19 protein-coding genes and 4 pseudogenes are annotated in these 24,976 nt (G+C 54.0%); 6 read left to right on the top strand and 17 right to left on the bottom strand.

The features are described 5' to 3' along the window. The 14 genes and pseudogenes from ACT9T4_RS23940 to ACT9T4_RS23875 form a co-directional block, all read right to left on the bottom strand. Nucleotides 1–109 (bottom strand): annotated as a pseudogene (locus tag ACT9T4_RS23940) (transposase); the annotation flags it as partial. A 520-nt stretch (nucleotides 110–629) separates the two neighbouring features. Continuing rightward, nucleotides 630–770, bottom strand: a pseudogene (locus ACT9T4_RS23935) (IS3 family transposase); the annotation flags it as partial. A gap of 132 nt (nucleotides 771–902) precedes the next feature. Further along, nucleotides 903–1,979 (bottom strand): type III secretion system export apparatus subunit SctU, encoded by a 1,077-nt coding sequence (gene sctU / locus ACT9T4_RS23930; protein WP_499119322.1) that lies wholly within the window; start codon nucleotides 1,977–1,979, stop codon nucleotides 903–905. After that, nucleotides 1,976–2,776 (bottom strand): type III secretion system export apparatus subunit SctT, encoded by an 801-nt coding sequence (sctT, locus tag ACT9T4_RS23925; RefSeq protein ID WP_499119321.1) that lies wholly within the window; start codon nucleotides 2,774–2,776, stop codon nucleotides 1,976–1,978. The genes sctU and sctT overlap by 4 nt, the downstream gene beginning before the upstream one ends. Next, complete coding sequence (gene sctS / locus ACT9T4_RS23920) at nucleotides 2,777–3,043, bottom strand: type III secretion system export apparatus subunit SctS (protein ID WP_499119319.1); 267 nt, start codon at nucleotides 3,041–3,043, stop codon at nucleotides 2,777–2,779. 7 nt (nucleotides 3,044–3,050) lie between these two features. After that, a complete protein-coding gene (gene sctR / locus ACT9T4_RS23915) occupies nucleotides 3,051–3,704 on the bottom strand; it encodes a type III secretion system export apparatus subunit SctR (RefSeq protein ID WP_499119318.1) in 654 nt (217 codons plus the stop codon). After that, complete coding sequence (locus ACT9T4_RS23910; RefSeq protein ID WP_499119316.1) at nucleotides 3,701–4,072, bottom strand: FliM/FliN family flagellar motor switch protein; 372 nt, start codon at nucleotides 4,070–4,072, stop codon at nucleotides 3,701–3,703. Before ACT9T4_RS23910 ends, sctR begins: the two co-directional genes overlap by 4 nt. After that, nucleotides 4,065–4,775, bottom strand: coding sequence for a type III secretion protein (locus tag ACT9T4_RS23905; protein ID WP_499119315.1), 711 nt, complete (start codon nucleotides 4,773–4,775; stop codon nucleotides 4,065–4,067). The genes ACT9T4_RS23910 and ACT9T4_RS23905 overlap by 8 nt, the downstream gene beginning before the upstream one ends. Beyond that, on the bottom strand, nucleotides 4,772–5,218 hold the full coding sequence (locus tag ACT9T4_RS23900) for a type III secretion system HrpP C-terminal domain-containing protein (RefSeq protein ID WP_499119313.1): 447 nt from the start codon (nucleotides 5,216–5,218) through the stop codon (nucleotides 4,772–4,774). The genes ACT9T4_RS23905 and ACT9T4_RS23900 overlap by 4 nt, the downstream gene beginning before the upstream one ends. A 103-nt stretch (nucleotides 5,219–5,321) precedes the next feature. Then, entirely contained in the window at nucleotides 5,322–5,768 is a 447-nt protein-coding gene (locus ACT9T4_RS23895; RefSeq protein WP_499119311.1) for a type III secretion protein, read from the bottom strand. Nucleotides 5,769–5,770: 2 nt separating this feature from the next. Further along, nucleotides 5,771–7,117, bottom strand: a complete 1,347-nt coding sequence (locus ACT9T4_RS23890) for a FliI/YscN family ATPase (protein WP_499119325.1) — start codon at nucleotides 7,115–7,117, stop codon at nucleotides 5,771–5,773. Between the two features lie 8 nt (nucleotides 7,118–7,125). Further along, on the bottom strand, nucleotides 7,126–8,061 hold the full coding sequence (locus ACT9T4_RS23885) for an FHA domain-containing protein (protein WP_499119309.1): 936 nt from the start codon (nucleotides 8,059–8,061) through the stop codon (nucleotides 7,126–7,128). Further along, on the bottom strand, nucleotides 8,058–10,154 hold the full coding sequence (gene sctV, locus ACT9T4_RS23880) for a type III secretion system export apparatus subunit SctV (protein ID WP_499119307.1): 2,097 nt from the start codon (nucleotides 10,152–10,154) through the stop codon (nucleotides 8,058–8,060). The genes ACT9T4_RS23885 and sctV overlap by 4 nt, the downstream gene beginning before the upstream one ends. Beyond that, nucleotides 10,154–11,092 carry a TyeA family type III secretion system gatekeeper subunit gene (locus ACT9T4_RS23875; RefSeq protein WP_499119306.1) on the bottom strand — a complete coding sequence of 313 codons (939 nt, stop codon included), beginning with the start codon at nucleotides 11,090–11,092 and terminating at the stop codon, nucleotides 10,154–10,156. Before ACT9T4_RS23875 ends, sctV begins: the two co-directional genes overlap by 1 nt. Nucleotides 11,093–11,463: 371 nt before the next feature. Between ACT9T4_RS23875 and ACT9T4_RS23870 the strand changes: the two genes are divergently transcribed. The 6 genes and pseudogenes from ACT9T4_RS23870 to ACT9T4_RS23845 all read left to right on the top strand — a co-directional run bounded on the left by ACT9T4_RS23870 (nucleotide 11,464) and on the right by ACT9T4_RS23845 (nucleotide 19,993). Then, nucleotides 11,464–12,018 carry an RNA polymerase sigma factor gene (locus ACT9T4_RS23870; protein ID WP_499119305.1) on the top strand — a complete coding sequence of 185 codons (555 nt, stop codon included), beginning with the start codon at nucleotides 11,464–11,466 and terminating at the stop codon, nucleotides 12,016–12,018. Nucleotides 12,019–13,024: 1,006 nt separating this feature from the next. Beyond that, the gene (locus ACT9T4_RS23865; RefSeq protein ID WP_499119304.1) at nucleotides 13,025–14,380 is read left to right on the top strand and encodes a hypothetical protein; all 1,356 of its coding nucleotides are present in this window, start codon (nucleotides 13,025–13,027) and stop codon (nucleotides 14,378–14,380) included. Between the two features lie 191 nt (nucleotides 14,381–14,571). Continuing rightward, on the top strand, nucleotides 14,572–15,678 hold the full coding sequence (locus ACT9T4_RS23860) for a hypothetical protein (protein ID WP_499119302.1): 1,107 nt from the start codon (nucleotides 14,572–14,574) through the stop codon (nucleotides 15,676–15,678). A 264-nt stretch (nucleotides 15,679–15,942) separates the two neighbouring features. Beyond that, nucleotides 15,943–17,112 (top strand): annotated as a pseudogene (locus ACT9T4_RS23855) (IS3 family transposase). Between the two features lie 242 nt (nucleotides 17,113–17,354). After that, nucleotides 17,355–17,831: a CesT family type III secretion system chaperone gene (locus ACT9T4_RS23850; protein WP_499119300.1), complete on the top strand. Its 477-nt coding sequence runs from the start codon at nucleotides 17,355–17,357 to the stop codon at nucleotides 17,829–17,831. A gap of 218 nt (nucleotides 17,832–18,049) precedes the next feature. After that, the gene (locus ACT9T4_RS23845) at nucleotides 18,050–19,993 is read left to right on the top strand and encodes a hypothetical protein (RefSeq protein WP_499119299.1); all 1,944 of its coding nucleotides are present in this window, start codon (nucleotides 18,050–18,052) and stop codon (nucleotides 19,991–19,993) included. Nucleotides 19,994–20,167: 174 nt separating this feature from the next. On the opposite strand, the gene ACT9T4_RS23840 is transcribed toward ACT9T4_RS23845, so the two are convergent. The 3 genes and pseudogenes from ACT9T4_RS23840 to ACT9T4_RS23830 all read right to left on the bottom strand — a co-directional run bounded on the left by ACT9T4_RS23840 (nucleotide 20,168) and on the right by ACT9T4_RS23830 (nucleotide 24,709). Then, nucleotides 20,168–21,844, bottom strand: a complete 1,677-nt coding sequence (locus ACT9T4_RS23840; RefSeq protein WP_499119298.1) for a hypothetical protein — start codon at nucleotides 21,842–21,844, stop codon at nucleotides 20,168–20,170. Nucleotides 21,845–21,891: 47 nt separating this feature from the next. Then, nucleotides 21,892–23,105, bottom strand: a pseudogene (locus tag ACT9T4_RS23835) (IS3 family transposase). A gap of 113 nt (nucleotides 23,106–23,218) precedes the next feature. Continuing rightward, nucleotides 23,219–24,709 carry a hypothetical protein gene (locus ACT9T4_RS23830; RefSeq protein WP_499119296.1) on the bottom strand — a complete coding sequence of 497 codons (1,491 nt, stop codon included), beginning with the start codon at nucleotides 24,707–24,709 and terminating at the stop codon, nucleotides 23,219–23,221. Nucleotides 24,710–24,976: the final 267 nt, after the last annotated feature.

Here is a 24,976-nt window from a genome sequence, read left to right as displayed (position 1 = left end):
GCTGTTCGTACTGGCGCTTCCATTTACCCAGCAGGCTTTCAGCGATACCGAGCGTCTCGGCCACACGACGAAGCGGCATGCCGGCAAACACCTGGTCTACCGCTTTACGTTTGAAAGATTCGGGAACGTCATCTGGCCTGGGTCATGAACACTCCTTGCGGCGGACATTATCCACCTTAAGTCAGTGTCCACTCAGCCCGGGACAGACCATAGTGTCTACATGCCAATAGATTTAAGGGGAGCTGCTGGGCGCATCAACTCCCTATTCTAGAGGTTAGCGGAGTGCAAAAAAATTCGCAGCATCGTACGAATAGAGCGAATCTGAGATGTGCTGATGACACATAGCGATTTTTGGAATGTAAATAGCTTTCGGCGTGCGGTGGTGTTGGGTCTTAATTAATTAAGGCATTAGTGCAGCGTTGCAAGATGATCTAAGGTGAATGTGAAGTCGCCGCCGGCTTGATTTATTTAGAGATAGTGGGCTGTTTGGTTTGCGGTTCATCGTGATATTATTTGCCTGCCACTCTTCATTTAATTAACTCCCGATCGCCTTGGGGATAGAGTGATGTTCGAGCTATGCCTCAAACAATACGCTCCAGTGTGCTGTTCATTTATTTCTTGGCCTTCTATTGATTTACCCATCGACGAAGGGCCGATTCAACCTGACCAAGTGAGCGAGATGCCTCGATATGGCTATAGCACTGATCAGACACCCGTAAGGCTGCCTTGCGCTTGAGTTCGGGCATGGAGGTAAGTCGCTGTTTGCTCATCGAACACCTGTGTATGACGAAGATTTTCGCCTAAAGAGCTGTCCGAAGTTAGTAGGCAACCACATGCTGAAATCAAATCGAATAGCGACCAACTCGGCAAGTTACTGTTTGTCTCTAATCCGTGTATGAATACTATAGGTCATCAGTACGGATAATTTCTTCACCAATCTCGTCAAGTTGCTTCACCAACTGGTAGATGTGCGCTACCATTTCCAGCGTCGGCCTAGGTATGTAACGGCCAGTATTTATTTTGTACAAAGTGCGTGCAAGCCAAATGCTTTGAACGACTGGAACCCTTGCACGCTTGGCCCGCGCGATAAGTTCGAGCGCGTCGTCGTCTTCGCCCTTGCAGTGGATTAATGGAAGTGGAGTCTTGCCTGGACGGTAGTATAGTGCCACGGCGTAATGAGTAGGGTTGACCACCAGCATGTCGGCGTCTTCCACCACCTTTGGTGCGCGAGTGGGCTCTTGATTGAGTATCTCGAAGGCGAATTGCTTGCGTTGCCCTTTGACATGTGGATCGCCTTCGGCCTGTTTGTATTCTTTCTTGATATCGTCATGGCTCATGCGCAGCCGCTTGGCGTGAAAAAATTTCTGGAAGCCAAAGTCGACGGCTGCGATTACCAACAGAAGACCTAGGGTGACCCGTAAAATGTGCCGAAACAGCTCAAGCAACGACTGCCAGTAAGTGGTTAGATCAGAATTGCTGAGCAGGATTAGTGTTCCGAGCTCCGGTTTCAGTAGCAGGTAGAGGGTGACGCCAATCACCACTGCCTTGATGGTGCTCATCACCAAATTGGTGAGGTTTTGCCCGGAGAACATTTGTTTGGCCTGGGCGAAGGGATTGAGTTTGTTGAAGTCAACCTTCAAGGCCTTTGGTGCAAACAGAAAGCCAAACTGCCCCCACCCCCCTAGCAGACGCATCAGCATTGCAAGGCCGATACTAAAGAGCGAGAAACTGATCAGCGCCTTCGTGGCTTCGTATACCAACTGCTCCACGATCCGCTCGAAAGGTTGCTGGCTGGCGTTCACCGATAACTCGATGAGCTGTTTGAGTGTATCCACGCTTTCATTGGCAAGGCCCAGGGCAACTTCGCTGACGACCAGCAAAATGAGTAACTTGCTGACATCCTGGCTCTGTGATATTTGGCCCTTTTCCCTAGCATCGCGCAGTTGCTTGGGCGTAGCTTTTTCCGTTTTTTCACTCATGGTTTTTGCACCTGCACGATCTCGCCGAGAAGCATGCTGATGACTTTCAGGTATTGCAGCTCGCCAGTGCCCAGTTCGAGCAGGGTGGGCAGGTAGATCAGCAGGAAGGCGATACCGGCGATGCTCTTAGCGGGCATGGCGAGGATAAAAACGTTCAGTTGCTGCGCGTAGAGGCTGATGATGGCCATAACAGCTTCGATAAGCAGAAGAATCGCGATGAAGGGCGCCGCGTAAAGCAGCATGTGGTGAAGGGTACGGCTCAGCTGTTCGAGTAGAACCAGCAGGCCTTCCTCGGTAAAGATTGGCAGCCATGCTGTGGGGGGCCAGACTAGGTAGCTATCCCAGATCACCTGCAAGATCAGCGGCAGCCCACCAAACACCATCAGCAGCATGATTAGAGCTTCCTGAAACAGCATGCCAAGGGGCGTAGCATCCGGGCCAAGGGCAGGGTTGATCTGCCCGCCGCTCAGCGCTCCGCGTTGGCTGTCGAGCAAGGCGCCAACCGAGGCGAACAGCCAGAATGGCATGTATAACAGCACGCCTAGCAGTGCTCCGAGGGCTACTTCCTTGAGCAATAGGCCGATGATCAGCCCTATGTTTCCGTCCTGGCCGCTGAGTGCTTGGCCAATAGAGGGCGCCGGGATTAGGGCAACAGCTACCACGACCGCATAGCGCAACGGTCCTTTTAGGTACTTGAAACAGAACGCGGGTACCATCAGCATACAGGGCACTAGGCGCGCAGCTGCTAAGCCTATGCCCAGTAGCAGTTCAAAGGCGGCCTGCGTGTCCCATGGCATTTATGGCGCCCCGCCGGTGCGCCCGATCAGGTCAAACGCCATATTGATAAATTGAATCAGTTCGAGGCCTATCCATCGCCCGGTCATGGCCAGGGTAAGACCGACCGCGGCAAGCTTGAGGCCAAAGGGTAGGGTTTGATCCTGCATCTGCATCAAGGCCTGCAATATTGACGTGATCACCCCAACCAGAACGGCGACGATCAGGGGCGGGGCGGTCAATATCACCACCAAAAACATCCCCTGTTTGAAAAGCGCCAAGGCTTCCATGGTGGCCTCACATATAAGAGAGAAAAAGGCTGTCGATCAGCCGTGTCCAGCCGTCCACCAGGACGAAAAGAAGCAGTTTTAAAGGTAACGAGATGGTCATCGGCGATACCATTTGCATCCCTAGCGCTAGTAACAAGTTGGATACGATCAGATCAATCACGATGAATGGGATGTAGATCAGAAAGCCGATCTTGAAGGCGGCCTGCAATTCTGAAAGCACAAAGGCCGGAATCGCCAGCAGCAGATCCTCTTTGCTGGCACTTTCGGCCATCTCTTTGGGCCACATCCTGTGCGTGTTTTCCAACAGATGCGTCAAAACATCCGGGTCAGTGTTATGCGTCATGAACTGTTGCAGGGGGGCAATGATGCCGCCTGAGCTCTCCTGCAGGCTTTGTGTCGTCGACATATCTAAAGGGTTTTGATCCAGGCGCTTCTGAATTTCGTGGGCCACTGGTGCCATGACGAACATGGTTGCCGCCAAGGCAATACCGTAAACCGCCATGTTTGGCGGTACCTGTTGAACGCCGATCGCGTTGCGCGTAATCATCAGCGTCATGGCTATCTTCAGAAATGCGGTGCATACGATCAGCATGAAGGGAACCAGCGACAGAGCGCCCAAGAACAGCGCTAGAAGAACCGGGTTCATGCCATCCAGAATCATGACAGTGACGCCATCCGAGTAATCTGTAAGCCAAGGCGGCCGCCCACGTCGACCAACTCGCCCTCGGCAACTACCTGCTCGCCGTGACAGAGTGAGGCATATCCTGGCGTAACCCCCTGGACTTCCAGCACTGTGCCACTGCCCAGCCGCTGCAGTTCCTCAATGGTGAGGTTCAGCGCGCCACAGCGCACGGTGACCATAATGGGAAGCTGAGACAGCGGTGTGATTGGCTGCGCTTGCTCCTCGGGGTACTCGACATGCTCAGTATCTGTCTCCTCATCTTGCTCATGATCGATGTGGTACTCGGGGGCATCTTGCGCTTGCTCGACATAATCGTAAGTTTCTAGGGGCTGGTCAGTTTCACTCATGGTTATTTATCTCGGTTGCCAGGTTCAATAAGAGGCGCTTTCCGCAGGTTCGCGTCTGTGCATTCCAGTACCGCCCTGCAAGATCGACGACGCCAGTGCCTTCGCAGTTGAAGCGTTCTTGGCTCGGTACAACGACATCACCCGGGCGTAGGGAGCCAAGCTGTTCGTAAGTCAGTTCAGTTAGGCCCAGGGCCAACGGTATGCGTATACTCAGAGATGCTGGAAAGATCCGATGGCGCTGTCTCCAAGTCGAGGCTTGCAGCCAATTGAGCAGGGTGCTGGCGGAGCTTGCCAGTTGCGTATGTAGAGCTTCCTCACCCAAGCTCACCTTGGCCGCATAGCGAATTTCTGCAGCCATGGGGGCTTCTATTTCCAGAATCGACAGCGGGCTCAGGCACTCTGCTAGAACCGGGCTCAGGCGCTGGCTGATCAATTGCCAGTACCAGTTCTGCGTCTCTCCTGCTACGGTCACAGGCAGCTCCCCCAACAAGCTCAGTAGGGCGCCTGCGTCGCTGATATGCAGAGGGCCCAAGGCGCTGTTAAGCCACGTGCCGGGCTGCTCGGATGCATCCGGCGACAAAGGCAGTAGACACAATTCACCCTGCATGCCGCGCGCCGTAAAGGTGGTGGTGACACCCGCCCCCAGAGCTCGAGTTGCCTGGGCCAGTTGTGGTGATACGGGGCGTAAGGCAAGCTTGATCACGCATTCGCCTCATCTACCATTGAGAGGCGAATCGAACTACCCATGGCTGAGGCTAGTGCCGCCTCGCAGGTGCTTTGTTGGGGGTGTAGGCGCTCGAAGGTTGAGCGCCGAGCAAACCCGAGCTCTACCTCCCAATGGCCCTCACGTTTGCCGGCACGCACTTGAACCTTGCCCAGATTGGGCATCAGCAGGGTCACGGTAAAGGCCCCGGGAGGCGCTATGGGCAGGCGTTGAACCAACTCATCGACCAGTTGCGTACCCATTGCGTCGGGCTTGGGCGACAGAACGCCGGAACCTGTGCCCAGGCCGGAGCTGTCGTCCGAGATCTGCTTGATCGGCTGGATCAACTGCGCGAAAACCAGGCCGTCAGCCTTAATTGATGATGAGGATGTTTCCAGCCCTTGAATTAGGCTACGAAGGTCTATTTCACCGCGTTGTGACATAGCCGGAGCGCTAGGGGGTTTCATCGTCGCGATAGCAGGCTGGGTGTGCGGGTGTGCAGCTGGTTGCGTTGGTTGGTGCGGCCTGTTAGGTGGGCTATTGCCTTCAGCTTTCATCGTTCAGGACCTCGGTAAGGCAAGCTAGTTTTTCGACGGCACGCTGCGCCTGGCTGGTAGCCGCGCAGGCCTGCCGCAATTGCTCTTGCTGTTGTTCGATAAGGGTGTGCTGCTGTCGGATGTCGTGGCGCAGCAATGCCAGTTGATCCAGCATGCGACGCTCTCGGTCGTGCCATCGATCAACATCATCCAAACTTATGCTCTGGTGCAGATGTTCCTCTACTAGTTCTGTCCGGCGCTTGTTGTTTAGACGCCTCTCGCTGTCCAGCTCGGCCTCGGCCTCGGCCAGTTGGCCACGGCTGTGCTCCAGTGCCGCGTACGCGGCTCGCTGCAGGCGCTCTGCTCGGGCTTGGCGGTGCTGGCGAAGCGGCTGTAATAGTGCGATGGCCTGTTCGAACGAGGCTCGCTGCGGGTCGACTTCCAGCTCTTCTTCCACGCTTACTCCGGTAGTTGGTCGGTTAGCTGAGTGAGTGCGGCGAGGGTTGCCTCCATGGAGGAAGGGCCTCGCAGATCCTGCTGGAGAAAGTTGTTGATGGGGCCGTTGAGCTGAACCGCACAGTCCGTTACAGCATCTGAGCCTGGCTGGTATTCGCCTAAGCGCAGCAGCATCTCGACTTGGCGATAGGCTGCCATCAGCCGACGCAGCCGGTTGTTGGCGCGCTGGTGCTCAGTGCCCGCCACGCTGCTAAGCACGCGGCTGATGCTGGCGGGCACGTCGATAGCTGGATAGTGGCCGCGCTCTGCGAGCTTGCGTGAAAGCACGATGTGGCCGTCCAGCAGTGAGCGCACTTCATCCGCTACCGGATCATTCATCGAGTCCTGCTCGATCAGTACGGTATAGAGGGCGGTGATTGAACCTTTCTCGCTCATGCCCGCACGCTCTACCAATTGGGGCAGCAGGGTGTACACCGAGGGCGGCAAACCACCGCGCCCCAGCGGTTCGCCAGCAGCGATGCCGATTTCTCTTTGCGCGCGGGCGAAGCGTGTGAGGGAGTCGATCAATAGCAGCACCTTCATTCCCTTGGCTCGAAAGGCTTCGGCAATCGCCGTTGCGGTGAATGCGGCGCGAGCCCGTTCCATGCTGGATCTGTCGGAGGTGGCACATACCAGTACGGATCGTTGTCGCAGCGTTTCGTCCAGTTCGTGGTCGAGGAACTCACGCAGTTCCCTGCCACGTTCGCCGATTAAGCCAAATACGATTACGTCACAGCCCATATTGCGTGCCAGTTCTGCCATCAAGGTGGTCTTACCACAGCCGGCGCCAGCGAAAAGTCCGACTCGCTGTCCTTCGCCAAGCAGCAGCGCGCTGTCGATGGCTCTAATGCCTGTTGGTAACGCCGTGGTAATGCGTGGGCGCTGGGTCGCGGGGATGGCATCCGTGATCACGGGTACTGTCTGGCGAGTATCGCCGGGGCCCGAGAAAGCACCTCGGGACTGCCCTAGAAACGGTCTGCCGAAGCCATCCAGCACGCAGCCCAGAAGCTCTTCGCTGACACCGATGCGATGTGCGATGCCTAGCGGTTTAATGGAGGCGCCGATCTGAATGCCATCGGGGGTGCCCAAGGCGCTGAGCAATGTGCACTCGCGGGTGAACCCGACGATCTCGGCGAGAATGTGGCTGCCGTCGGCCTTGATCACCTCGCACAGATCACCCACCTTGGCTGCGGGTACCTGGCATTCCAGCAGAATACCGCTGACCGCCGTGACCTTACCGGTGACGCGTACAGCGGAAAATGATGACAGGCGAGCGGCTTGGCGCCGTTCCCATTCCTGCAGGGCAGAGATCGAGGTACTCACCAGGCCACATCCATTCGCCGCTCACCGTCAAAATGAATGCGACCGTCCTCTATTTGCACCAGGCGTATGCCGTCAATTCGGTCGCCGATGTACATCCGCCGACCATTGGCCATCACCAGATGGCCGTTGCTACCACCGATGATTTGTGTGATTGCGAATGGCAGGCCGGCGTTTCCGTGGGACACGCGGTCTTCTAGCTCGAAATCCATTCGATGATCCCTATTGAAGCGCTGCAGCATTCGCTCGTATACGAGCATGCTGTCATCCTTCAACGTACCGATCAGGGCGAGGCCATCTGCGGTATGCTCAAGGCTGACGGTATTGAGCATTCGCTCGCTGAGCATGGTCTTGAGCATTCTGGCGGCTGCTTGTAAATCGATTGAGGAGCGTGAGTCCTGAATACGAGCTGGTGGTGCTTTCACTGACTCGACCTGCCCCTGCTCTGAAGAGAGCAGGGTGGTGCTCAAACTCCAGGCACTACCCACGACGCCCAGCAAAATGCCCAGAGTTATGCAGGCGCAGCGACCGATCAGACGTCCGCGAACCCCGTTGAGTGCAGGGCTGAGTTTTTCTCCGCGAGGTTTAGTACCCTCGCTGCTAACTATCGCGATCGGAAGATCCGGCCATGGCTCGTTGGCATGGGCTAAGCTCACCCATACGGAGCCTAAGGCGAACTGGGTATTTGGATGCAGTTCATTGAACGGATGGCCTTCGCTATCCAGCGCTTTTCCGTCAACGGCATCGAGGCGCCAGTGCTCACCCTCTCGTTGCAACTGGCAATGCATGGGCTCCACCCCTGCATCATGCAGCGCTAGATCCAGCGCATCATCAGCGCCTATGAACCATTGGTTACCCACGAGCGGAAGCGCGGCACCTTGATGAAGACCATTCAGTACGCGCAATTCGTACAGATCATTGATTGAGTCATTCATGCGAAGTGCTCGCTATCGAAGGCCGCTTCTTCCTCCAGCTCGAAGCGGCCGATGACTTTAACCTGCGCCGAACTGCTGACTTCAGCAAAAGACAAGACGGGTACGTGATAGAACTCTTCTTGCAGCAAAACGTGCAGTGGGCTGCGTAGATCCTGAGGAACCAGCAATACCGAGCGCTCACGGGAGCGCTGCGGGAATGCCATGTGCAGGTGATGAAGCAACAATTGGCTAGTTTCGTCGCTGAGTGCGAAGAAGGTTTCGGTCTGCGTTTGACGCAGACCGTCGCGCAGGATGCTTTCGCTTTCGGGGGTAAGCAGCCAGACCTCCAACCCTTGCGCCGTGGCGTATTGGTGGTAAATCTGTGATCTCAAGGCAATGCGCACGTAATTCACTAGCATGGCGATGTCGCGCTCATGCTGCCCATGCTCAACGAGGGTTTCGGCGATCACCCGAACCGAGCGCAGCGGTACGCATTCGGCTGCCAGCCCTTGGAGTACGGCCGCGAACCGCGCAAGCGGCAGTACCCGCAGCATTTCCTGAGCAAGTTCGGGCTGTTCGGATTCCAACCAGCCGAGGATGGCTTTGGTTTCCTGAAGACCGATGAATTTTGGCGCACAAGCGTGCAGCGTACGCTCCATGCGCTCAATGATCAGGGTTATAGCACTGACCTGTTCTAGGTCGGCGTTTTCCAGAATGGGCGAATCGCTAGGCACCCATACCCACTGGCCTTCCTGGCGTTCAGCGCTGCCAGGAATTCCATCCTGGACTTCGAGATCCTCCAACTCTTGTGCATCTACCGCCACGTGGCTCTGAGTAAGCGTGGCGCGCATCATTGGTACTTCGTAGACAGTAAAGCGGAATTCGTCCTGAGGGATGTGATCCGCCTGCTCGATGATGAATGATGGCAGCGTCAGACCGTACTGAACGACGAGTCGATTTCGGCGCTGGCGGATTTCACAGACGATCGCGGTGATCTGAACGCTATCCTGGCTTGGGTGAAACTGCAGGACGAATTGCCGGCTGGGATTGAAGGTGCGCAGATCCTCGTCACCGTTCATTTCCGGTGACACCCCGACCAGTTGCTCTGCTTCGGGGCTCGGTCTATCGCGATATATCTGAAGGACACCACCGCAGCCGCAAATCAACGCGATGGTAATGAAGACCCCAGTAGGCATGCCGGGCAGCGCTGCGAAGCCGAGCATGGCCACCGAGGAGATGATCCAAACCTTCGGCTGGCTGGTCAACTGCTCAGCAATTTCCCGGCCGATGTTGGATTGCGGTGTTGGATTCCCGTCGGGAACCCGGGTTATCACGATGCCCGCGGTGACCGAAATCATCAGGGCGGGAATCTGCGAGATCAGCCCGTCACCAATGGTCAGAATGGTGTAGATGTGCACTGCATCGCCGGCGGTCATTCCCATCTGCATGACGCCAATGCTCATGCCGCCGATCATGTTGATGGCGATGATGATCAGCCCGGCGATGGCATCGCCCTTGACGAACTTCATCGCGCCGTCCATCGCACCGAACAATTGGCTTTCCTTGGCCAGCTCCTCGCGTCGTGCCCGAGCATCCTGCACGCTGATGAGGTTGGCACGAAGATCGCTGTCGATAGACATCTGCTTTCCCGGCATGGCGTCCAGAGTAAAGCGTGCCCCGACCTCTGCGACACGCTCGGAGCCTTTGGTAATGACCATGAAGTTGACGACGGTTATGATTAGGAAAATCACGGTGCCCACCGCCAGGTTGCCGCCCACCACGAATTGTCCGAAGGCCTCGACGATGTGGCCTGCGTCCTGATCCAGAAGGATCAGGCGGGTGGTAGAGATCGACAGCGCCAGACGAAACATTGTGGTGATGAGCAACACGGCCGGAAAAGTAGAGAACGCCAGTGGGCGTGGCAGGTTCATTGCGAGCATGATCAACATGCAGGAAATGCAGATGTTGATGGCGATCAGGATGTCTATCAGCCAGGTCGGCATGGGCGTAATCATCATGAAGATGATCGCCATCACGACAAATGCGCCCACGATTTCGGAGCGGCGCATTGCCGCCAGCGCTATGCCATTGAGCAGGTTGAGGAGGGAGGTCATCAGCCAAGGGCCTCCTGGAGACGTTTCTGCTCCTCGTTGACCAGAGCGGTAGACAGAATCAGAAGGTTATCCAGCGTTTTTTGTCGGCTCTTGTTGTCATTCCAAGTCATGTACTTCAGCTCCTTCAGCAGCGCTAGCAAACGATTGACCAGCGCGAGTTGATCCTCAAGGTGACGGCCAGCTACGTTCTGCACCAGTTGGAGCGTGTCTTTGGGCTGCATGCCATTGCCAATGAGCTGCTGCAGAATTTTCACGAATGCGGATGTTTTCATCTGTAACCCCGGGTTCTTCTCGAGCATGGCGCTGAGTACGTGATCGCAACTACCGTAGAGCTGCTTCAGGAACGCCGTGCGCTCTAGATTCTTCATGGCCTCTTGCTGTTGCTGCGGTCTTGCGGTCGCCATGAAATGATTGGTTTCCACCTGAAGGTCACTAAGCTGGGATTTGAAGCCTGCCCCCTCCTCCTCCCTCTCGCTTATCATCTGGGTTAGCTCGAGCATGCCCAGCAGGCCACTGCCTGTAAGGCTGCGCGCGCTCTCGCGGCGTCTTGGGTCATTGACTCCAGAGGTAAGCTGAACCCTGGAACGTAGTGGCCGCAGTTGCTGCTTGACCCTGTCACTAAGCTGTCGTCGCAATGCCTGGAGGGCTCTTAGCTCCCCGGCCGCTTGCTCTCGCCTCGCCTGTTGCTCTGCGACCCGAATTAGCCCGAGTAAAGCATGACGTCCGCTGTCGTCTCGGGCGTTCTCGTAAACTTGCTTGAGGCCACCTTCGTTACGAACGTTCTGGCGTAAAGCTTGTGCCTGTCCTTCCAGTGCAACGAGCAGTTTCCGATTGAACTTAAAGTTCATCACCTGCTGCGAATGCTGCTGCAGTGCATTGAGTCGCAACAGCCGTTGCTTGAGCTCAGTGCTTACTTGGTTCAACTGCGCGTTGAACATCGATACCTGCTGCGCAGTCGTGCCTGCGGGCACCTGTACGTTGTTTTGCTGGGGGGGGGGGGGCTCCGCACGAGAGGCCGCAGGCCCTTGAGGAAGCGGGAGCCTGGTTAACGGCTGGGTAGGGGGCGTCGCACGATTTATCATTGCGCAGTCTGGTTGATTGATCGCTGATTGAGTGGTGCGTCAGCGATCTCAGTTCCAAAAAACGCGTTGTGCAAGATATTGCCGGAGAATTTTGGCGCTGAGGCAGGAACTGGCCCAAGGTGATATGTAGATATTTCTATAAACCTTTATTTATCAAGATATTGAGAAAATAATCTGCTATGGCATGTATATCGCTATAGCTCCTGCACCCCAACAGGAGAGATAGCATGCACGCACAAGCACTCACCAATCGTTCAGACCACAAAGCAGATAATCAAGCGTCCGCGGGAATCCGGTACCTCACTAAAATCCAGATGCAACGACTTCGAGCATTCATTCATAAGCGTGTGATGAATCCCGACGATGCTGACGATATTTTGCAGTGCACATTGTTCGAGGCGTTGCGCAGCGAACATAAATTTCAAAACGCCAGCAAACCGGAAACTTGGCTGTGCGGCATCGCGCTAAACTTGATTCGAAATCACTTTCGCCGTCTTTACAGCCAGCCTCATCAGGAATGCTGGAATGATCAATTTAATCTCGAAAATGAGCAGTATGACGACATAGGACAATTGGTTGATGGTCGCCGCCAGCTTCAGCGAACGGTCGAGGCGATCAAAAATTTGCCGGCCAATATGCAACAGGTCATCAAAGTTAGTTTGGTGTTGGAAGGCAATTACCAGGATACCGCGCAAACGCTGGGTGTTCCGATTGGAACCGTTAGATCACGATTATCGCGAGCCCGCGAACAGTTACGGCAATCAATTAATCCGTTCGCTTGACCAAGCGCGCTGCCTAGTGTGATGTCGCCAGGTAGCGAGCTAATTTAACGTGTCGAACAATCATCGATGCGGTTGTGAAAGTTTTGCTCAGTGCGACGATACCGTCGAGCAGCTCTATTAGCAGAGGCATGTCGGCATTAAAAATGCTTAGATGATATTAGAGTTTCACTATAACCCGCGAGGCCTACATGCGTTGCATTTTAGTGGCTTGCGGGGGGGGGCAACGGTCGCCAGGCGAAGTGGCGAAAATATGTAAACTGGGCATTAGCTTTGTTAGGCTGGTCGCTCCCGTTTCAACTGAGAAAATTGATTTTAACTATGCTCAATGATGTTGAGGCAAAGCTCTTTAAGAATAAGCACGTGTGCGCGCAAGCTAGGATTATTTATTTTTCTAATCTGCTGTCGGTTTTTATCTCTTTCTCTAGGCGAGCTAAGTGCGTACGGGTATTGCACTGTCGTGCTAAAGATTTTTTAAAATTACTTTTTACAAAGTAGCATCTACTTGCTGATTTTTATGCTCACCAATGTTGCCCGCCGATATTCTAGGGCGCGTCTTGACAGTACCCGGGCAACCAGCGTAGCTGACGCCAGCGCCAGCCATAAATATTGGAAATAATAGAATGTGGATTTTTCATTGTGAAACCTCACAATCTATCCGGCTATGAGAGGCTGTCGTTGTATCTGTCTCATGGGTGGTGGCATCCCCATATTCAGTTCCATCTCCCCCCCCCTAATTGTGTTGTCTCGGGAAGGTAAAAGATAAAATCGTGCATATAATGAGCAGTTTAAGATTGATAGGTTAAGCTCTGTTTGTAAGTTGCTTCTATGCAAAGATGGGATGATGGTGCCGCTGATCAGGCCTGTGCCACAGAGCTAGTCGCTGCACGAGTGCGGGGTAGAACGTAAAACGTCTGCATAAATTTCACTTACTCCCGTCTGCCCATGGGAACCGGCTCACTCGCTGAAGCCACTGAACGCTTACTTTAACGATACATAATGAGCGATCATGATTGTCCCTTCCCCCTACTCGAGCTTTTTAAATCATTCACTTGCCTCACGTGCTGCGAGGCACCCGCAGGGATTGAATCTTGAGCCAACAGGCCTGAGTGCGAGTTCCTTCGCTAACTGTTTGCAAAGTCCAGACGCCGCGAAGATCCAAGCGTACCTTACAGCACAGCCAAGCGTAACGGTGATTGTGGGCATTGGCCCTGGGCATGGTCACCAAAAGGCAGCACTGACAGGGATGCAGCGCCTAAATGAACTGGGTTTCAAAGGACGGTTTTCAATTATTGTGGAAAACGACAATAAATTCGCCAGAGACAAATTCAAGTTTTTGGTCAAGTCCTACGACCTGAAGTGGAAGCTATATGACGAGCGCCAGTGTCCTTCCAATCAGTTGGGCCTGACGTTTGCCTGCGATGATCACTTCAAGCGAAGCTCCGCGCAGGGCTTCGCTGACCATTACAAAACCAGTCAGTTCGTGCGATTGGGTCCTACGGGGTGGGTTAAAGGTGCCCATGAAGTATTTACTCATGGCCTTAACGTCCAATTGGCGAGCAAGGTCGCTCAAGAAGGCATTCTTGAGTGCAATGCCTTCACTGCGACATCCGATGGGTTGCGGCGTGACGTCAACACATTAATCAAGGGGAAGGAAAGCGGCAAGTGGCAGCTTGTGCTCGTACACGGCCTGCACGATTGGCCCTCTCAGGTTTCACGCACACCCTCTACGCCGGCCGAATCAGTGGGGCTATCTGGTAAGGACGAGTTGGATATTCTTTTGACAGCGTTGCTCAAGCGGGCAAGTAGCAAACCTGTCGCGGTCTGTGTTGTAGGGCAGCAGCCGACTATCTCGGCGAGCATCCAAAAGGCGTCTTCATTTAAAAAGAGTATATTCGTCTCCAGTGTATTGGGTATTCCTGGGTTTCACGGCAGTAATGGGCTAGCAAGTCGCCGTCTCTCCACAGGAGATGTCGGTTTGGTGCATTTGCCACAGGTCGCAGAAAAAGACTTCCAGCAGCTCATTGGACATGCCGACCTCATTGTGGCTGAAGGCGCTAACTCGTTATCAGCTGCAAAGAAAAACGGCACTCCATTCTTGGTGGGTGGGCGACAGACCTCGCATGGTGGTGCCAATAACTATTTTTTAGCACAGGAGGTTTTTCTGAAAGCAAGCCGAGCGCTTAGCACAGCGTTGCCCATATCACCGTCAAAGACTAATGAGAGAGGCCAGCGTACCGCAGCTCTCAGCGACTATTTGAGCGAATGCCTCGAGGGTCAGTTCAGTGCATTCTATGCCGGCGGCAAAGAGCAGTTTCTTGACTGTCCAGACAAACTCTTCGAGGCCTTACGGCAAGTGACTTAACGTCCATCGCCCCGTACAGAAAAGCGCCATCATGTTAACCAGCTGTAACAACCTGGGTACAGGCATGGCACGGGCGACCCGATTGATAGTAGCGAATCAACGGCAGGGAACCGAATATAACGAGTCGCCACTCAGCTAGGCGCTAGTTTCGATGCGCGTAAGCTCGAACGTAACCTACGGAGCACATCACAATGAGATTAGATAATTTCACCGCTGGCATTCAGCCCCCTTGCCCGAACTTCAACACCGAGCAGCTGCCCAGTCGGCCCACCGAGGCCAAAAGTAATCCTGGCCAGCCACAAGGAACCTCAATCAGTTTCGGTAATTCAGAACAAGGCACCTCGCTCTTTTCCCCTGCGAGTGGCCAGCTGGATTCCGCAACTTTGACAAAGCAGCTGTCCATACTGAAGTCGCTGATGGAATTATTAAGTGCGTTGGCCGGCGGGAAGAATCGAGACGCAGGTGAGCAAGCTCGCCCGAATGCGATGCAGGCGGTATTACCACTCTCGGGCACTGGCCAGCAAGCTGCTGTTGACGGAGGCGTCAGACCTGTACTGAAACAGTCTGAGAAGGATGTGTCTAGCAAGCCGACCGCCTCGACCGGGCGCCCCGACGGAGATAACCGAAGTGCCGATGAGATTATCGAGGCCAACCCTATTCTCAAGAACCTGGGCAGTCAGAAAGACATCAACCGCGAGGGTGCATATAAGCAACTGGGCGATTGGACGGCGAACAACAAGGATCCAGAAGCTCGAGCCGATGCAGCTTATAACGCGGCAAAGGTATTGAACTACATCGACACTTCCCAAGGGGCCGATGGCAAGGATCGCAGTCAGGTCTCTGGCAAAGGTGATCTTTACGGTATTACTAAGGATGGCGACGCTCGTCATGGCACGCCTGCTGGCAACTGGAAGGATTTCACCGAGAAAGGCTATGGTGCTCTGAAAGACGATCATCGTCTGGACAAAACCAATGATCCCTGGGTGTACAAGGACGGAACCAACAAAAGCGAGTTCAAGGGCGCCATTACCAATATTGGCCAGAAGCTGGCATTTATTCCTGGACTGAGCAATGTGCTCAAAGGTATGGGCGAAAGTCAGGGCGGTTTTTTTGATACGCTTGGCGGCGCCTTCAAGGGCGTAGCGCAGACATGGAAAAATAATGCAGAGGGGGCGATAGACTCGATCCAGAAAGGAAAGATCACACCCAACCAACTTCTGTTTGGCGCTTATATGGGCAATATCAAAAATTCTGAAGATATACCCAGGGAGGCCAAAGAAGCAGCTGAGAAACTCTAATCTGAACGAGCTCGTCTCTATGTTCGTTTTTTACGGCCTAGGTAGGCACGATAAAAAAATGGCCTCCTGGCAGGTTGTTTTGTTCAGGTCAGGCCGTGGTGGCCTGACCTGCTTGCAGCCGGTGGGCACGTTGGCATGCCTTACCTAATCTTTCCTAGCCTGAACAGCGAGTGTTACTCCAAATACATACACCCGAGAATGTAGTGGTCTACTGACCCCGGACACCGATTTAGGCGAAGATCCTCGCCGTTAGAGAGGTGTCTGATGAGCAAGCAACGACGTACGTTTTCCGCCGAGTTCAAGCGCGAAGCAGCAACCTTGGTTTTGAACCAAGGTTACAGCCATATCGAGGCCTGCCGTTCGCTGGGCATCGTGGACTCGGCGCTACGCCGCTGGGTTAAACAGCTTCAAGATGAGCGCCAGGGCGCCACCCCGAAGAGTAAAGCGCTGACACCTGAGCAGCAAAAAATCCAAGAGCTGGAAGCTAGGATCGACCGACTGGAACGAGAGAAAACGATCCTAAAAAGGCTATCGCTCTCTTGATGTCTGACGAATTCAATCGTACGCGCTGATAGACCAATTGAGTGAGCGGGAGTCTGTGGAAGTGGTCCGTTCAGCCTTCGACGTGGTGCGGTCTTGTTGCTACGCTCACCGCCTCCGGCGCAGCCGTGTTGATGCCCGCCGCGCTGTACTGCGCAGCCAGGTCAACCAGCTGTTTAGCCAGCGCCGAGGCTCAGCGGGTAGCCGCAGCGTTGTGGGTATGCTGCGTGAGAATGGCGTAAGCCTCGGCCGCTTTCGTGTACGTCGGTTGATGCGTGAGTTGGGCCTGGTCAGCAAGCAACCTAGCTCGCACGCTTACAAGCAGGGTACGGTTGAACGTCCAGATATCCCGAACCAACTGAACCGCGAGTTCACCACCGAGCCCCCCCCACCGAGCGCCCCAATCAGGTGTGGTGCGGCGATATCACCTACATCTGGGCACAAGGTCGCTGGCATTACTTGGCGGTAGTGTTGGATCTGCATGCAAGGCGAGTGGCCGGCTGGGCGCTTTCCGCCAAGCCGGATGCGGAGCTGGTCATCAAGGTGCTGGACATGGCCTACGAACAACGAGGCAACCGCAGCAGGTGCTATTTCATTCCGATCAGGGCGCCCAATACGCCAGCCGTCTGTTCCGGCAGCGGTTGTGGCGATATCGGATGGAACAGAGCATGAGTCGCCGAGGCAACTGCTGGGATACCGCGCCGATGGAGCGGTTGTTCCGCAGAGTCGGAATGGATTCCTGCGACTGGTTACATAACAGCACAGGCGGCTCAGCGTGATATCAGCCACTACTTGATGCATCGCTACAACTGGATCAGGCCGCATCAATTCAACGATGGGCTACCACCTGCGGTAGCCGAAGAAAAACTTAACCCCCTGTCCGGGATTAGTTGACCACTACACTTGGGAGATACGGTTCCACGGGCGCCCTTAGCGCTTCAGCGGGTGAGTATCAGGTCGTCGACAGCCCACGTGAGCGGCGGCATTTTGCGGTGAGCGATGGCTCGGGAGCGTCATTTTTACTTGGAAAGGAACTCTCTCGCAGCCGTCGCCACTCACTGCAATGCCGTTAGGCGGTTCTGAGTACGAATGACCAAGACCTCAGTTCCCCGACTAAGTAACCGAGAATAATAATTATGCGCCGTACATACCTTCATCTGCTCGATGAGATTCATCAACTAACACTTTTGCCAAAAACTGTCCTAGCAGCGGAACTCACTCACTTATCTGTTCGTGGTGCCGATTTTTCCATGCATGCGGTCAACGATCATGATCAGAGTAGCGTTGTGATCCACTGTGAATTGGGTGCACTGCCCACTCATCGAAGGGAGGAGGTGCTGGCGCGTCTGCTCGACACTAACTTCCATATGATCAGCTCGGGCAAGTCGGTGACCTTCTGTCGTAACGAGCAGAGTGGACACCTGATGCTCAGTATGGCGCAGCCGCTATCAAGTCTCTCCGGGCAGGTTGCGATCGATCAAATGGGAGCGCTCGCTGAGTATGCCCTGATTTGGCGGCAGAACTACTTTCTCGACGAGGCCTCCGCCGCTCAGCCAGCTAGCGGCAAGCAGGCCCAGCAATCTGTTGCTGCCGCGTCTTGGAGGGCCAACTAATGCTTACACCTACTCATGTTTCGAACGTGACACGACCCCAGTCGAGCCAAACAAGCCAGGATGTCCGACGCGCGAGTGTCGAAGGTTTCACCGTCCCACGGCAAGGCGCGATCGAATCCTACCAACTACCCGTGCGGATCATAGTGCCGCAAGGTGAGCCGGCGGCTTTCAAGCCATCCAGCACACTCAAAAAGCGTGCTCTTGATCTCCTAAAGGAAATGCCCAAGGACACTTTGAGGCCCAAAGATTTGCAGCAAGCTACTGAAAGAATGGTGCTTGAGGGAAAATACATTCAGGAAGCGCGGCAGCATGCTACTGCGGCGAAGGACTCCGGTTCTATCACTGGTTTTGAAAAAATCGGTCGCGATCTCGGTCTAACCAGTCGACTGGCTGATGAGGTAGAAGCCCGCCGCATTCTGATTTCGGAACAACTTGCACAAATAGTCGAGAATCAAAAGCCCGCAGCCGAGCAGGTGAGGGAGGTGTCGCAGTGTTTGAAAGAGGCAATTGAGCATCAGACTGAACTATTCGCCAAACGAACTGCGGTTTATGAAGAGGTGTTGAAACAACCCGGCCTATCCAAGGCAGACCGAGCGGCGATTCTGGATAGTGAGCTGTCTTTCTCTAGCTATGCCGCAAAAACCAATCTTGACGTTCCTCAGATGGTAGGGGCAGCGAAAAAAAAAGCGGACTCCATTAGCGATACCCTAAAGGAATCGGAAAACGCCGCAGCGCGCAAGGGGAATCATGATCAGGCCGCCCAGTTGAAGGCTGAGGCAAAAGAATGGAAAACAATTTCACAGCAGTTGAAGTCGATCCAAGACTATTTGGGGGAGGCTGCTAATAATGCGGTGAGTCAGGCGAGGCTGGCGCACATAGTCGACGAACTGAGTAAGAGTAGCGCAAGTATGGGTAACCAGGCCCATGCACTGTTGGGGCAGGCTTCGCGACAGATTGAATTGTCCGGCCTTGCTCTGGGAGCAGCCAATTCCTTCACCGAGGCTGCGTTGAGCGACTGGCCAGGCGCCCAGCAAATCGTCGGCGCCTTAGCAACCGCTATCGCTCATGAAGTGGGCACCCATCTATTGGGCTCTCTGATTTTAGAGGCCATTGGCGGGGCGACGCAGCCCGTGAGCGCCGCCTTGGTGTTGCCAAGTCCCAACAGGTTTGTAAGTGTTCAGGGGGAGGTACGCCCACGCCGCCCAGAAGAGTTGGAGGAGGAGAAAAATAAGGTCTTGGCTAAACGCATTGAGCTCTCGCACGTTCAAAATGCCCATAAGCTCGGTTCGTTGGAGGGTGATGCAAGGGCGTGGACACAGTTTGCATTAGCACAAGGAGGGCGGGGCGCTGCTTCTATCTTCACCTCGTCTGGTGGCCCAGGCGATGCCACTTTAGCTTCTATGTTTGCTGGTCTTCTCATGGGGAGCATACACGCAGTGGGAGGACTTAGGGCCCGGGTTGAAGACGGCCGCGGTCGTTCCATTCCGGCCTACGCTATGAAACCGCCTGAAGCTGGAGCATTGAGCAAACGCTTGAAGCAAGTCGGTGCAGATGGCTTGGACAAATTGAACTACCTGAAAGAGGCACCTCGCAAAACGGTTCAAGATAAAACCAGTTCCTTAGCTGCTGCACTGGCTTCTACCAAAATCTTGAATCTCGCAACTGACGCGGTGGTCAATAATTCACACGCGGCCCAAAGTGCCGTAACGGGGATAGCTACGGGTGCTAAATCCATTCTATTGCTCTCTCAGTACTGGGCTGGACTTCAAATTGGCACCCTTACAAAGACTGATGCGCTTGCGAACAGAACTGCAGGGAGGCGGCTCAGCGGTGCCAACTATGACCGGGTGGGGACTGCTTGGCGTAATATCACTGAGCCCAACCGATCCGCCGTCCCGCACGCCACTGAGCTCGGCTCCAAAGCTCGCCTTGCGGAGAATGCATACACTATTTGGCAGGGCGCTAGCCAGTTGGTACCCACTGCAATCTCAGACACAGTGGAATCGACCCCCACGATGATCAGGTCGGCAGCGAGCAGAATTGGTGAGAGCGTAAAGGATTTTACCCATAGCATGAAACGTCCACGAAACACAGATGCTCCGCATCCTGAAGAGCACATGATGGTTGATCTCGAAGCTCAGCGCCCTACCCGCGAACAGTAAGGGCATTGGTTTTTATCCCGCAGCATTCTTGACCGATAGAGACACATTGTAGCCATGCTCGTGTTTTTATCTTCCAGCGCCGCATAGCGCATTTTAGCCTTAGTTATACAATTGCCTTCATAATAATGGCACCTGCCGCTAGTTAGCTAATTTCCAGATCGCATTGTGTATTATCTAACCATCCTTAGCGGCTGGCTGTTGTCGAGCGGCTGCTTTCTTAAATAGCTCAGTGATGCGAGCATTTTTAACTCCACTCTCAGTCTTATGCAGTGCGGTGACGACCTCTTCATTGGTTCTAATCGTGCCGTCCGAATTGCTCAGTTGTGCCATAATATCCTCATCCGCGGCGCCTTTGCGGCGTCGCACACCTCTGAGTGACTGAAGCATTGAAGTGATATGATTATTACTTGCAGTCAGTCCCTTAGCATGAAGGGCAATAGAAATGTCCTTGCGGTTTTTCAAAACGCCGTTCGAGTTTTCAATTAGAGCCCTGATCTGCGCATTCGTCGCACTCTGCATTTTTTGTGTACCGAGTGTAGCGCGGCGCTTACCCCCTGCGGCTTGCAGTTGGAAGGCAATACGACTATAACCCGCTTTCAATTCGTCCCCGCGTACTGCATTGGCAACGCCCCGTTGGCTCCTTAATGTGCCGTCCGGATTTCTCAGTCTAGCCCTGATCTGTTCGTCCGTTGCGGTTAACCGTGGGGTAACTTGTTGGGTCGACCCCGAGCCGAGTGAGGCTTTTGTAGCTAAACGCCTAAATCCAAGGTCTGTGTGAGAACTTGTAATAGTTCGGATTCGGTTAGCCTCAGAGTTGAACGTCGACTCACCAACAGTCGAGCTGACATGAGAAGAGTCTGTGGATTGAGTGCTGTCTGATGCGCCAGGGGGTGGGCTGGAATGAATATGCGGATTATTCCGATGCAATATGGTATCTGTGAGTTGGTATCGCGAGTACTGCGCTGACAAATGAATGGGGGGCGATGCCTCTCTCTCGACCGTTGCGACGGATTCATTGTCGCGTGCGATCGCAGCAGGAGGCCCCGAGAGATAAATAGAATCAGTTTTTCCGGAGGTTGGCAGATGCAGGTCAACGCCAGCGATATCGTATTGAGCCTGGTCGTTTAGTCGTGCGCGGATGGTTAGGTTAGCCGTCTCCCCACCCGGCACGGTCAATTTCTGCGTGTAGCGAGCGTTCGCTCCCTGATGCGACTGCAATTGCAGCGCGTTATCAGTGATGCCATTTCTGGCCAGCAGTGCAAAGAGCTGATGATGTTCATCTGGCTGAGCTTCAGCCTGGTCCAGAGCCCGATGGGCATTAGGACTTAGCAAGGCACGTGATAACACCTCAGAGTGGGGGGCCAAATGAGTTGGCAGCAATGCCCGTGATTGCGCTAGGTTGACAGATGCGTAGTCATGCGTGACGACTGAAGGAGGGCCAGCTAGATAAATGGAATCAGTTTTTCCGGAGGTTGGCACATGTAGATCAACGCCAACGATATCGTATTGAGCCTGGTCGTTTAGCCGTGCGCGTATGGTTAAGTTAGCTGTCTCCCCACCCGGCACTGTCAGTATCTGCCTATAGCGAGCGTTCGCTCCCTGATGCGACTGCAATTGCAGCGCGTTATCAGTGATGCCATTTTTGGCCAGCAGTGCAAGAAGCTGATGATGGTCATCTGGTTGAGCTTCAGCCTGATCCAGAGCCCGATGGGCATTGGGGCTCAAAAATGTATGCGACAGCGCGTCAGGATGGCTGTGCGGTAGTTGCGAGCTGGAGGGTAAATTTGATAATCCGGTATTGCGTGGTACGCCTTGGTGCTGTAGTGAGACACCTGATTGAATTGTAGTCATTGCTGCCAGTCCTACCCTGCTAGTTTTTTAGGATGAGGTCGAATGGTTTAATTAGTGAGTGAGTGGTAACAACAGCTTGGGGGTTCCTTCAGGGTGTAGTGGTCAACTAATCCCTGACACTGCGTTAAGTTTTCCTCAGCCAACGCAGGCGGCAACCCAGCGTTGAACTGATGCGGCCGTTCCCAGTTGTACCGCTGCATCAAAAAACGACCGATATCCTGGTGGGCCAGCGACGCACTCATATACCCGGTGGCGGGTATCCACTCTGTCTTCAGGCCGCGAAAGAGCCGTTCCATCGGGCGTTGTCATAGCCGTTTCCTCGACGGCTCATGCTCTTCTTGAAGCGAAAACGCCAGAGCCTCTGACGAAAGCTCCGGCTGCCATATTGGCTACCCTGATCGCTGTGAAACAACACGCCCTCCGGTCGCCCTCGTAGTTCATAGGCCATGTCCAGAGCCTTGATAACCAGATCGGTATCTGGCTTTGGCGATAAAGCCCAGCCCACCAAACGACGCGCATAGAGATCGATCACCGCAGCCAGATAGTGCCGTTGGCCTTGGGCCCATACATAGATGATGTCACCGCACCAGACCTCGTTCGGTGCCGATACGTTGAACGCTCGGTTCAATACGTTCGGATATCCGGTCGTTCCACCGTAGCCTTCTTGTAGATATGAGGGCCGGGTTGCTTGCTGACCAGTTTCATCTCGCTCATCAGCTTGCGCACCTTTAATCGTCCGATCTCTATTCCTTCTTCTCGCATCGCGAGCATGATGCTTCGGCTGCCCGCAGCGCTGCGGCTTCGGGTGAACAACTCGTTAACGCGGCTACGCAGGAACAACCGTTCAGTACTCGGAGACTGGCATTTTTGGCGGTACGCGTAATAGCAGGAGCGAGGTATTTCAAAAAAGGAGCACAGCAGATCAATAGGTTCTTCAGTGCGAAATTGATCAATCAGCGCAAACGCTCGTGATCCTCGGCCATCAAGAGTGCGGTGGCCTTTTTTAGAGTCGACTTTTCCCGTTCCAGGCGATTGATCCGGGCCTCCAGTCCCTGGATTTTTTGCTGCTCGGGCATTAGTGCCTTACTGTCGGAGTAATGCCGTTTCGCTCTTTCTGGAGCTGGTTAACACATCGACGCAGAGCCGATTCAATCAGGCAAAGAGAGCGGGCTGCCTCGATATGGCTGTAGCCCTGATCAAGCACCAGGCAGGCTGCCTCGTGCTTGAACTCTGGTATGAAGGTACGTCGTTGTCTGCTCATCGAACACCTCTGTATGGCGACCATTTTCGCTTAAAAAGGTGTCCGGGGTTAGTAGATCACTACACTCTGCGAGAGACCGGTTTACTCGCTGAGTGCAAAGTGAGAGGCGCATACTACGATCGCCAGAACGGGGAGTTTATATTTGCCAAGTTCGAATCAAGCAAGTCATACCACCGCTCGCTCGCTTGCTCATCAATGTGATCATTTCTAAATATCTCCCCCTCGACATCAGACACATAAGCATCAAGGAAATATTGTTGTAGATGTTCTGGAACCTCAGGTAAAGCCTGTTTTACCGCGCGATGAAGTAGATTTTTATTGTCTGCCGGTATTAGAATCACATCATGATCTTGTTGCTCTGTCGTACGCTCCGCACCGCTAGATGCGGTACGTAAATCTGGTAGGGCATGTAGAAACGCCTCATGAAATACAGTGAATAGGATCATTCCATGCATTTCGATATCATCGTTCCAATCTATGTCGGGAATCAAACCTATTGAAATCTCCGCCCTGTTACCTTCCAGTGTCGTAAAACCTCGATTCGGATTATCCCCGCGCTTATAAAAAGTGAAGTCAATCTTGTTGAGGTCGAGTGGGAAGGATTTCCCTATTAATTTGATACCCAGTCTACATAGGTCTGCTACTTGCTCAGGCGGCCGCTTCAAAAAGTGTATTTCCCCAAGTGCTCCATCGGTACTTAAAGCATATAGAGTCTGGTCACCAGTGGTAGGAACACCCGTGTTGCTTGGAGCGGAGAAGCTTGAAATAGGCGCAACGCTAGATTCATCTATAGGTGCAGTGAGCGGAGCACTCACTCGACTAATCCTGTTTATCGAGCCTCCTTCTGCCCACATGGGATTAGGATTTGGGCCGAAATCGGATGTGGCAACACGTACCTGGCTGCCCACCAGGGTTCGCAGCGAGTAATTTGGAGTTCTCAGGTGATCATTTGCTGGTCGCTGCATAGATAACGGGTCGCGCGAGGCTGTTGCAGCCGAGTGGGAAGATGCCGGGTAGGTGGTGGTCCTGCTAGGGGCCGAGCTGGCCGTGGTTTCTCCTGCTGTTGAACTGGTGTGGGAAAAAACCGTGGATTGGACACTATTCGATGAGCCAGAAGGTAGAGGAGCAGCCTTAGAGTCTTGCAGAATATTTTGACGAACCATCGCCTCTGTCAGCTGGCTTCTGGAGTAATACGCTGCTAACTGAGTGGGCGGCAATCTTTGCCCTGTGTTCAAGATTGCGGATGCATTGCCGTGTGTGTCAACGGCAGGGGCGGGCGATAGATGGATAGACTCAGTCTTGCCAGAGGCCGGCAGGTGCAGGTCGATGCCGAGGATATCGTACTGAGCCTGGTCATTTAATCGTGCTTGAACCGTTAACTTCGCCACCTCTCCGCCCGGTACATTTACATCCTGTCCATAGCAGGCGTCCGCTCCCTGATTCGATTGCATGTGCAGCGCATTATCAGCGATGCCATTTCTTACCAGCAGGGCAAGGAGCTGATGATGACCATTCGGTTGACCTTCGATCTGATCTAGAGCATGCAGGGCGTTAAAGCTCATTAGGGCAAGTGATAGCGCGTTAGGGTGGCTTGGGCGAGCCACTGAGCCAGCCTGCCCTACTGTCTGATCGGCATGGTCTGGCGCGCTTTGACGCTGTATGGGTATGCCTAGCTGGATAAGATTCATAAGGCGGAGCCTGATTCGCTAGCGATTTAAGCCGGTATGCAAAAAACAGCATAAGGTAATAAATGGAGAAGATGAGTTTTCAGAAAATTTACAATGAAAGCATGAGGTGTTTCTGCCATGCGCAAGCATCAATCTCCAAAACCCTCACAGGCAGCTGCTCGTAGTGTAAGTACTGCCGCTGTG

It is taken from the genome of Pseudomonas sp. SZ40, assembly GCF_052958135.1.
Note: the sequence above shows the minus strand (reverse complement) of the source record. Positions and strands in the feature narration are given on the sequence as shown.

What these genes read in the sequence shown, in the direction of transcription:
- ACT9T4_RS23860 (WP_499119302.1), top strand. Translation starts at nt 14,572, where the DNA reads ATGAGATTAGATAATTTCACCGCTGGCATTCAGCCCCCTTGCCCGAAC.
- ACT9T4_RS23910 (WP_499119316.1), bottom strand. Translation starts at nt 4,072, where the DNA reads ATGAGTGAAACTGACCAGCCCCTAGAAACTTACGATTATGTCGAGCAA.
- ACT9T4_RS23875 (WP_499119306.1), bottom strand. Translation starts at nt 11,092, where the DNA reads ATGTTCAACGCGCAGTTGAACCAAGTAAGCACTGAGCTCAAGCAACGG.
- ACT9T4_RS23850 (WP_499119300.1), top strand. Translation starts at nt 17,355, where the DNA reads ATGCGCCGTACATACCTTCATCTGCTCGATGAGATTCATCAACTAACA.
- sctT (WP_499119321.1), bottom strand. Translation starts at nt 2,776, where the DNA reads ATGCCATGGGACACGCAGGCCGCCTTTGAACTGCTACTGGGCATAGGC.
- ACT9T4_RS23885 (WP_499119309.1), bottom strand. Translation starts at nt 8,061, where the DNA reads ATGAATGACTCAATCAATGATCTGTACGAATTGCGCGTACTGAATGGT.
- ACT9T4_RS23845 (WP_499119299.1), top strand. Translation starts at nt 18,050, where the DNA reads ATGCCCAAGGACACTTTGAGGCCCAAAGATTTGCAGCAAGCTACTGAA.
- sctV (WP_499119307.1), bottom strand. Translation starts at nt 10,154, where the DNA reads ATGACCTCCCTCCTCAACCTGCTCAATGGCATAGCGCTGGCGGCAATG.
- ACT9T4_RS23865 (WP_499119304.1), top strand. Translation starts at nt 13,025, where the DNA reads ATGATTGTCCCTTCCCCCTACTCGAGCTTTTTAAATCATTCACTTGCC.
- sctS (WP_499119319.1), bottom strand. Translation starts at nt 3,043, where the DNA reads ATGGAAGCCTTGGCGCTTTTCAAACAGGGGATGTTTTTGGTGGTGATA.
- ACT9T4_RS23840 (WP_499119298.1), bottom strand. Translation starts at nt 21,844, where the DNA reads ATGACTACAATTCAATCAGGTGTCTCACTACAGCACCAAGGCGTACCA.
- ACT9T4_RS23900 (WP_499119313.1), bottom strand. Translation starts at nt 5,218, where the DNA reads ATGTCACAACGCGGTGAAATAGACCTTCGTAGCCTAATTCAAGGGCTG.
- ACT9T4_RS23870 (WP_499119305.1), top strand. Translation starts at nt 11,464, where the DNA reads ATGCACGCACAAGCACTCACCAATCGTTCAGACCACAAAGCAGATAAT.
- sctR (WP_499119318.1), bottom strand. Translation starts at nt 3,704, where the DNA reads ATGATTCTGGATGGCATGAACCCGGTTCTTCTAGCGCTGTTCTTGGGC.
- sctU (WP_499119322.1), bottom strand. Translation starts at nt 1,979, where the DNA reads ATGAGTGAAAAAACGGAAAAAGCTACGCCCAAGCAACTGCGCGATGCT.